General features: G+C 67.4%; 9 protein-coding genes. 5 read left to right on the forward strand and 4 right to left on the reverse strand.

Annotation, left to right across the window (positions count from 1 at the left end):
- Together J7E68_RS13840 and J7E68_RS13845 are read left to right on the forward strand one after the other, a co-directional pair.
- Window positions 1-847, forward strand: an 847-nt coding sequence (locus tag J7E68_RS13840) for an aminopeptidase (RefSeq protein WP_215173507.1), incomplete at its 5' end; no start/stop codon positions are given.
- A gap of 53 nt (window positions 848-900) precedes the next feature.
- A complete protein-coding gene (locus J7E68_RS13845) occupies window positions 901-1182 on the forward strand; it encodes a hypothetical protein (RefSeq protein WP_215173509.1) in 282 nt (93 codons plus the stop codon).
- Window positions 1183-1257: 75 nt separating this feature from the next.
- Here the strand turns inward: J7E68_RS13845 and J7E68_RS13850 are convergent, their stop codons facing one another.
- The 3 genes from J7E68_RS13850 to glgA all read right to left on the reverse strand — a co-directional run bounded on the left by J7E68_RS13850 (window position 1258) and on the right by glgA (window position 3594).
- Window positions 1258-1515 carry a type B 50S ribosomal protein L31 gene (locus tag J7E68_RS13850; RefSeq protein ID WP_201469959.1) on the reverse strand — a complete coding sequence of 86 codons (258 nt, stop codon included), beginning with the start codon at window positions 1513-1515 and terminating at the stop codon, window positions 1258-1260.
- 91 nt (window positions 1516-1606) lie between these two features.
- Window positions 1607-2392: an ABC transporter ATP-binding protein gene (locus tag J7E68_RS13855; RefSeq protein ID WP_215173510.1), complete on the reverse strand. Its 786-nt coding sequence runs from the start codon at window positions 2390-2392 to the stop codon at window positions 1607-1609.
- Between the two features lie 17 nt (window positions 2393-2409).
- The gene (glgA, locus tag J7E68_RS13860) at window positions 2410-3594 is read right to left on the reverse strand and encodes a glycogen synthase (protein ID WP_215173511.1); all 1185 of its coding nucleotides are present in this window, start codon (window positions 3592-3594) and stop codon (window positions 2410-2412) included.
- Between the two features lie 69 nt (window positions 3595-3663).
- Between glgA and glgC the strand changes: the two genes are divergently transcribed.
- From glgC to J7E68_RS13875, 3 genes are all read left to right on the forward strand, one after another.
- Window positions 3664-4905 carry a glucose-1-phosphate adenylyltransferase gene (gene glgC, locus J7E68_RS13865; protein ID WP_215173512.1) on the forward strand — a complete coding sequence of 414 codons (1242 nt, stop codon included), beginning with the start codon at window positions 3664-3666 and terminating at the stop codon, window positions 4903-4905.
- Between the two features lie 61 nt (window positions 4906-4966).
- Window positions 4967-5602: a phosphoserine phosphatase SerB gene (serB, locus tag J7E68_RS13870; RefSeq protein WP_215173513.1), complete on the forward strand. Its 636-nt coding sequence runs from the start codon at window positions 4967-4969 to the stop codon at window positions 5600-5602.
- A gap of 33 nt (window positions 5603-5635) precedes the next feature.
- Complete coding sequence (locus J7E68_RS13875; protein ID WP_215173514.1) at window positions 5636-6334, forward strand: alpha/beta fold hydrolase; 699 nt, start codon at window positions 5636-5638, stop codon at window positions 6332-6334.
- Between the two features lie 18 nt (window positions 6335-6352).
- Here J7E68_RS13875 and J7E68_RS13880 read toward each other — a convergent pair whose 3' ends face one another.
- Entirely contained in the window at window positions 6353-7060 is a 708-nt protein-coding gene (locus tag J7E68_RS13880) for a beta-ketoacyl-ACP reductase (RefSeq protein ID WP_215173515.1), read from the reverse strand.
- Window positions 7061-7366 lie beyond the last annotated feature (306 nt).

Genomic DNA, 7366 nt, shown 5'->3' on the forward strand with positions numbered 1-7366 from the left:
GGCGGAGGTCGGGGGCGTGCTCGGTCAGTTCTTCGGGGGCTTCACCACTCTCGCCTATCTGTCGACCGATGCGAACTCGCTCGCCGACGTCTACATCACCGGTGGCCTCAGCACCGTCGCACGGCATCCTGACGAGGTCTACGCGCTCTGCTACGACAAGATGCGCACGGCCTCCGAACGGTACTACCGCCGGTTCCCCGAGCATCGCGACGTCATGCGCCGCCTGGTCGACCTCGCGGATGCCGGTGAGATCGTGCTCCCCGACGGTGAAGTGGTCTCGCGCTCGCGTCTGCGCTCGGTCGGCTCGGCCCTCGGCACCGATGACGGCTGGCAGACCGTGTGGTCGCTTCTCGAGCGCGATCCGTCGTCGAACGCGTTCCGCCATGACCTGATGCATGCGATGCCGTACAGCGGGCGCAATCCGCTGTACTTCGCGTTCCACGAGTCGAGCTACGCCTCGGGCCAGGCGACCCGGTGGTCGGCCGAGCGCACCGAACCCGAGGACTTCCGCAGCGACGCCACCCTGTTCACGGGCGAGCACATCCGACGCGAGTGGACAGAGACGGTGCCGGCCTTCCGACCATGGCGCGACGTGACGCTCGCTCTCGCCGAGTTCGAGTGGCCGCGTATCTACGACCCCGCAGCCATCGCCGCATCCGAAGCAACGGGCGCCGCGGCCGTGTATGCGAACGACGTCTACGTGCCGATGGAGTTCTCGCTCGAGACCGCGCGTCTGCTTCCCGGCGTCGAGCTGTGGGTCACGAGCGAGCACGAGCACAACGGGTTGCGTTCGGGGCCGGTGCTGACGCACCTCATCGATCTCGCGCACGGGCGTCGCATCCGCTGAGGATCCTCCTGCAGGCGGATGCCGAAACGGAGCGCGCCGAATAGCCAGATCTCATGGCCGACGCCCTCGCAATGCTCCTCACGATCGCGATCCTGCTCGTCGTCGTGATCGCGATCGTCGTCGTGATCGTGGCGATCTACGCGAAAGCGCCGCTCGAGAAGAAGTACGAGAGCTCCGGCGGCGGGATGGGCGGCTCGTTCGAGGCTGTCTGGATGCCTTCCGCACACGAAGCGGGTATGGAACGCGACCGCCAGACGCAGCGCACCGCTCCGGCCCCCTCTCCCGGCGATCCGCCCAGCCGCATCGACGGAGAGCGCATCATCCTCGACCTCTGACTCCCCCACGCGCCCCCGGAGTACGACGAAGGCCCCGTGTTCCGAGGAACACGGGGCCTTCGCACGCGGTGATCGTTACTTGGTCGATCCGCCGAAGCCCTTGAAGCGCTGGTTGAACTTCTCGACGCGGCCGGCCGAGTCCATGATGCGCTGCTTGCCCGTGTAGAACGGGTGCGATGCCGAAGAGATCTCGACGTCGATGACGGGGTACTCCACGCCGTCGAGCTCGATCGTCTTGTCGCTCGAGACCGTCGAGCGGGTGAGGAAGGTCTCGCCCGAACCGAGGTCGCGGAACACGACAGCCTTGTACACGGGGTGAATGTCAGTCTTCATGGGATTCCTTAGTTGCTGCCCTGGATTGTGCCAGGGACGAGGGAAGTCTGCGGTGCAGAATGCACCAAGGGTCGATCTTACCAGATCCGCATCAGGATGCCGCGCGGGCCGCGTAGCGGCCGTCTTCGCTGCTGAGCACGATCGACATGCCGAACGTCTCCGTCAGGGTCTCTGCGGTGAGCGACCCTGCGATCGGCCCCGCGGCGACGATCCGCCCCTCGCGCATCAGAAGGACGTGCGTGAACCCGACCGGGATCTCCTCGACGTGATGGGTGACCATCAGCATCGCGGGAGTCGAGGGCGACGAGGCGTAGCCGCTCAGCAGTGCGAGGAGCTCCTCGCGTGAACCGAGGTCGAGCGACGCCGTCGGCTCGTCGAGCAGGAGCAGCTCGGGGTCCGTCATCACCGCGCGGGCGATCTGGACGCGCTTCTGCTCGCCGTCGCTCAGGGTGCCGAACGTGCGGTCGGCGAGGTGCTCGAGGCGCCAGTCGCCGAGCACGCGCAGAGCACGGCGCTCGTCGATGTCCTCGTAGCTCTCGTTCCAGCGACCGAGCACCGAGTATGCGGCGGTGAGCACCGTGTTGAGCACCGTCTCGTCGCGGGGAACGCGCTTGGCCATCGCCGACGACGCGAAGCCGATGCGCGGACGCACCTCGAACACGTCCGTGCGGCCCAGGGTCTCCCCCAGCACCGTGACGGTGCCCGCGGTCGGGTGCATGAGCGTGTCGGCCATCTGGAGCAGCGTGGTCTTGCCCGCTCCGTTGGGTCCGAGGATCACCCACCGCTGATCATCGTCGACCTGCCAGGTCACGTGATCGATGATGTTGCGCCCCTCTCGGCGCACGACGACGTCGGTGAATTCCAGGGCGATCGACATGCCTCCAGCCTACCGGCTCAGTCGGTCAGCTCCGCGTACAGCGCGCGCGTGGTGTCGGCGATCGCACCCCAGCTGAACTCCGCGCGCGCCCGCTCCCGGCCGGCTTCCCCGTACTCTCGCGCCCGCCCGGGGTCCGACGTCACCTCGGTCAGCACACGGGCGAGGTCCGAGACGTACTGCTCGGGGTCGACGGGCGTCCCTGTGCCGTCCTGCACCTGGTCGATCGGCACCAGGCGTCCGGTGACCCCATCGTCGACGACCTCGGGGATGCCGCCGGTCGCCGTGCCCACGACAGCGGCACCGCACGCCATCGCCTCGAGGTTGACGATGCCGAGCGGCGCGTACACCGATGGGCACACGAAGGTGGTCGCGGCGGTGAGAATGGCAGACAGCTCGTCGCGCGGCAGCATCCGCTCGATCCAGACCACGCCCTCGCGGGTCTGCTGCAGGAGCCGCACTCCTTCTTGCACCTCGGCCATGATCTCGGGGGTGTCGGGAGCGCCGGCGCAGAAGATGAGCTGCACCTCGGGAGGCAGCAGGCGGGCCGCCTGCAGCAGATACGGCAGGCCCTTCTGCCTCGTGATGCGTCCGACGAACACCACGGACGGACGATCGGGGTCCATGCCGACGGACTCGAGGAAGGCCGGGTTCTGCACCGGATGCCACCGGTCGACGTCGATGCCGTTGTGGATCACACGCACACGGGAGGGATCGACCGACGGATAGCTGCGCAGGATGTCGGCGCGCATGCCCGCGCTCACCGCGATGACGGCGGCGGCGTTCTCGTAGGCGAGCTTCTCGATCCCGCTCGAGACCGCGTATCCCCCGCCGAGCTGCTCGGCCTTCCACGGCCGCAGCGGCTCGAGGCTGTGCGCCGTGAGCACATGCGGGATGCCGTGAAGCTGCGACGCGAGATGGCCGGCGAAGTTCGCGTACCAGGTGTGGCTGTGCACGAGGTCGGCGTCGGAGATCGCCGCGACGATCTCGAGATCCGTCCCCAGCGTCTGCAGCGCCGCGTTCGCGGAGGTGAGTCCGAGGGGCGTCGTGTAGGCGGCGGTCTCGGGTTCCTCGCGCGGTGCACCGAAGGCTCTGACCTGTACATCGATATTCTGCCGCAGGGCTGCGACGAGCTCGGCGACGTGCACGCCGGCACCTCCGTAGATCTCCGGCGGGTATTCCTTCGTGATCATCTCGACGCGCATGTCTAGACGGTAGTGACTCAGTTGTCCAGATGCTAGTTAGCCGAGCCGAATCGCCTCTATGGTTGGTGCATGTCCGCACCAAAGAAGATCTTCGGCATCATCCTCGCCGGCGGCGAGGGAAAGCGACTCATGCCCCTCACGGCAGACCGCGCAAAACCTGCAGTGCCTTTCGGCGGACAGTATCGATTGATCGACTTCGCGATCTCGAACCTCATCAACTCGGGACTGCGACAGATCGTCGTGCTCACGCAGTACAAGTCGCACAGCCTCGATCGTCACATCTCGCAGACGTGGCGCATGTCGGCGCTGCTCGATTCGTACGTCGCCTCCGTACCCGCGCAGCAGCGACTCGGAAAGCGGTGGTTCTCCGGCTCGGCCGACGCGATCCTGCAGAGCCTCAACCTGATCAACGACGAGAAGCCCGACATCGTCGTCGTGATCGGTGCGGATCACGTCTACCGCATGGACTTCCGTCAGATGCTCGACGCCCACATCGAGTCGGGTGCCAAGGCGACGGTCGCGGGCATCCGTCAGCCGCTGGCCATGGCATCGCAGTTCGGCGTCATCGACGCCGACAGCGAGTCCGGACGCATCAAGCAGTTCCTCGAGAAGCCCACCGACATCGCCGGCCTCGAGGACTCCCCTCACGAGGTGCTCGCATCGATGGGCAACTACATCTTCGACGCGGATGCTCTGATCGCCGCGGTCGAGGCCGACGGCGAGTCTCCGACCTCGGGGCACGACATGGGTGGCGACATCGTGCCGTACTTCGTCGATCGCGGCGAAGCCGGCTACTACGACATGAAGCAGAACGACGTGCCGGGGTCTTCGCCGCGTGACCGTTCGTACTGGCGCGATGTGGGTACGATCGACTCCTTCTTCGACGCCCACATGGACCTGATCTCGACCCTGCCGATCTTCAACCTGTACAACATGGAGTGGCCGATCCACTCGCAGGCCGTCAACTCGCCGCCTGCGAAGTTCGTCCGCGACTCGGTGGGCCGCATCGGCAATGCGATCGACTCGATCGTGTCGCTCGGCTCCGTGCTCTCGGGCACTCATCTCGAGCGCAGCGTGGTGGGGCCATGGACGCTCGCCGGAGGCGGCTCGACCATCACCGACTCCGTCGTCTTCGACGGGGTCAGGGTCGGAGCCGGATCCCGAGTGCACCGAGCCATCCTCGACAAGAACGTCGTCCTCGCCGACGGCGCCACCGTCGGAGTCGATCGCGAGCGCGACCTCGCCCGCGGGTTCACCGTGACCGAATCGGGGATCACCGTGGTGGGCAAGGGTCTGTTCATCGAGCGCTGACAACGACTTCCCACCGCCCCAGTGCGAGGTCGAGCGGTTCACGATCGGTAGGCTCGAAGGCGTGACCGCTGCGCGCTTCCTCGTCGTCCTCGATGCCGATTCCACCCTCATCCGCAATGAGGTGATCGAGCTGATCGCGGACGAGGTCGGACGCGGCGCCGAGGTGCAGGCTGCGACCGAAGCCGCGATGCGCGGCGAGATCGACTTCGCGACGAGCCTGCGCTCTCGCGTCGCCGCTCTCGAAGGCGTGCCGGTCTCGGGTTTCGCACGCGTGCTCGCCCGGATCGAACCGACCCCCGGAGTGCGCGAGCTCACGGCCGCCGTGCACGAGCGCGGCGGTGTCGTCGGTGTCGTGTCCGGGGGCTTCCACGAGATCCTCGACGACGTCGCTCCGCTGCTCGGCGTCGATCGATGGCGAGCGAACCGCCTCGACGTCGTCGACGGCGCGCTGTCGGGTCGGGTCGACGGTCAGATCGTCGACGCGGCAGTGAAGGCGACCACGCTCCGGGAGTGGGCGGATGAGCTCGAGGTGCCCCGCCACGCGACGATCGCCATCGGCGACGGCGCCAACGATCTGCAGATGATGGCCGTCGCAGGACTCGGCCTGGCCTTCAATGCGAAGCCCGCCGTCCGTGCCGCCGCGAGCCTCGTCATCGGCCCGCAGGACCTCTCCGAGGTCATCGCGCTGCTCCCCTAGCGGATGTCGGATGCCCCGTCTATCGTCGGGCGCATGGACATCATCCTCATCCCCGGGCTGTGGCTCGAAGCCTCGAGTTGGAACGACGTCGCCTCCGACCTCGAGAAGGCGGGGCACACCGTGCATCCGCTGACCATGCCGGGCGTCGGCGTCAGTGCGGACGCGTCATCCGAGATCGGCATCGCCGAATGGGTCGACTCCGCCGTGGCTGCCGTCGATGCGGTCGACCGCCCCGTGGTCGTCGTCGGACACAGCGGCGGCGGCAACGTGGCCTGGGGCGTCGCAGATGCGCGTCCAGCGGTCGTCACTCGCGTCGTCTTCGTCGACACCGTGCCGCCGCCCTCAGGCTCCGGCATCAGCGAGTTCGAGTCGGTCGACGGCGTGGTGCCGTTCCCGGGGTGGGACTTCTTCCCCGCCGAAGACGTCGATGACCTCGACGAGGCGACTCGCGCACGCACCGCGCCGCTCACGCGCAGCGTCCCGGCCCGCGTTCCCACGGATCCGATCGAACTCCGGTCAGAAGATCGTCATCGGATCCCCGTGACGCTCCTCATGGGCGGGATGGATCGAGAGACCGTCGAATCCGAGCTCGATCAGTGGGGTTCCTACGCCGATGAGTTCCGCGCGATCGACGACGTCGAGGTCGTGCGTATCGGATCAGGTCACTGGCCTCAGTTCTCGATTCCGAGCAGGTTGGCGGACGCCATCGACGCCGCGATCACACGGCGATGATCGAGCCGGCTGAGGGTGTCAGTGCCCCATTCCGAGTCCACCGTCGACCGGGATGACGGCGCCGGAGATATAGCCGGCATCGTCTCCTGCGAGCCAGGTGACCACTCCCGCGACCTCGTCGGGAGTGGCGAAGCGACCTGCGGGAATGTTGGCCTTGTACTGCTTCTGGGTCTCTTCCGGCAGCTCGGCCGTCATGTCGGTCTCGATGAATCCGGGAGCCACCACGTTGGCCGTGATGCCACGACCGCCCAGCTCGCGGGTGAGCGATCGAGCAAATCCGACGAGAGCGCTCTTGGACGCGGAGTAGTTGACCTGCCCGGCCGATCCGTAGAGGCCGACGACGCTCGAGATCAGGATGACGCGGCCGAAGCGTGCCCGCAGCATCCCCTTCGAGGCCCGCTTGACGACCCGGAAGGTGCCGCCGAGGTTCGTGGCGACGACACTGTCGAAGTCGTCTTCGCCCATGCGCAGCAGAAGGGTGTCTTTGGTGATGCCCGCGTTGGCGACGACGACCTCGACCGGTCCGAGCTGCTGCTCGACCTCGGTGAAGGCGGCGTCCAGTGCCGCGGCATCCGTGACATCGGCACGAACCGTCAGCGTGCCCTCGGGTCCTTCGCCGCTGCGGGCGGTGACGGCGACGCGATACCCGTCGCGGACGAACCTCTCGGCGATCGCGCGGCCGATGCCGCGGTTGCCACCGGTCACGAGGACGACGCGAGAACTCATTTCCACTCCCGATCCGGCAGCTCGGGGGTCGCTGCCTGGTCGACATCGATCCTACCGATGATGCTGCTCAGCGTCGGGCTCGGCGTTTGACAGCGGCGCGTGCGACTGGGACCCTGAACGCGACGAAAGGCATCACCGTGAGCGACACCAGCATCCCTGCCCCCGGCGGACAGCAGCCGACTCCTCCCGTGGCGCCGATCGCACCCGCCCCGCCGGCATACCAGCCCGCGCCGCCGGCCCCACCGACGCAGACGCACTCGCACTCCGACGTCATCCCGTCGCAGCCGACCCAGGCATACCCCGGGG

It is taken from the genome of Microbacterium sp. ISL-103 (genome assembly GCF_018613995.1).
Classification (GTDB): domain Bacteria; phylum Actinomycetota; class Actinomycetes; order Actinomycetales; family Microbacteriaceae; genus Microbacterium.

Coding starts and splice junctions, on each gene's coding strand:
- glgA (WP_215173511.1), bottom strand. CDS start 3,594: ATGCGCGTCGAGATGATCACGAAGGAATACCCGCCGGAGATCTACGGA.
- J7E68_RS13845 (WP_215173509.1), top strand. CDS start 901: ATGGCCGACGCCCTCGCAATGCTCCTCACGATCGCGATCCTGCTCGTC.
- J7E68_RS13855 (WP_215173510.1), bottom strand. CDS start 2,392: ATGTCGATCGCCCTGGAATTCACCGACGTCGTCGTGCGCCGAGAGGGG.
- J7E68_RS13875 (WP_215173514.1), top strand. CDS start 5,636: ATGGACATCATCCTCATCCCCGGGCTGTGGCTCGAAGCCTCGAGTTGG.
- glgC (WP_215173512.1), top strand. CDS start 3,664: ATGTCCGCACCAAAGAAGATCTTCGGCATCATCCTCGCCGGCGGCGAG.
- J7E68_RS13850 (WP_201469959.1), bottom strand. CDS start 1,515: ATGAAGACTGACATTCACCCCGTGTACAAGGCTGTCGTGTTCCGCGAC.
- J7E68_RS13880 (WP_215173515.1), bottom strand. CDS start 7,060: ATGAGTTCTCGCGTCGTCCTCGTGACCGGTGGCAACCGCGGCATCGGC.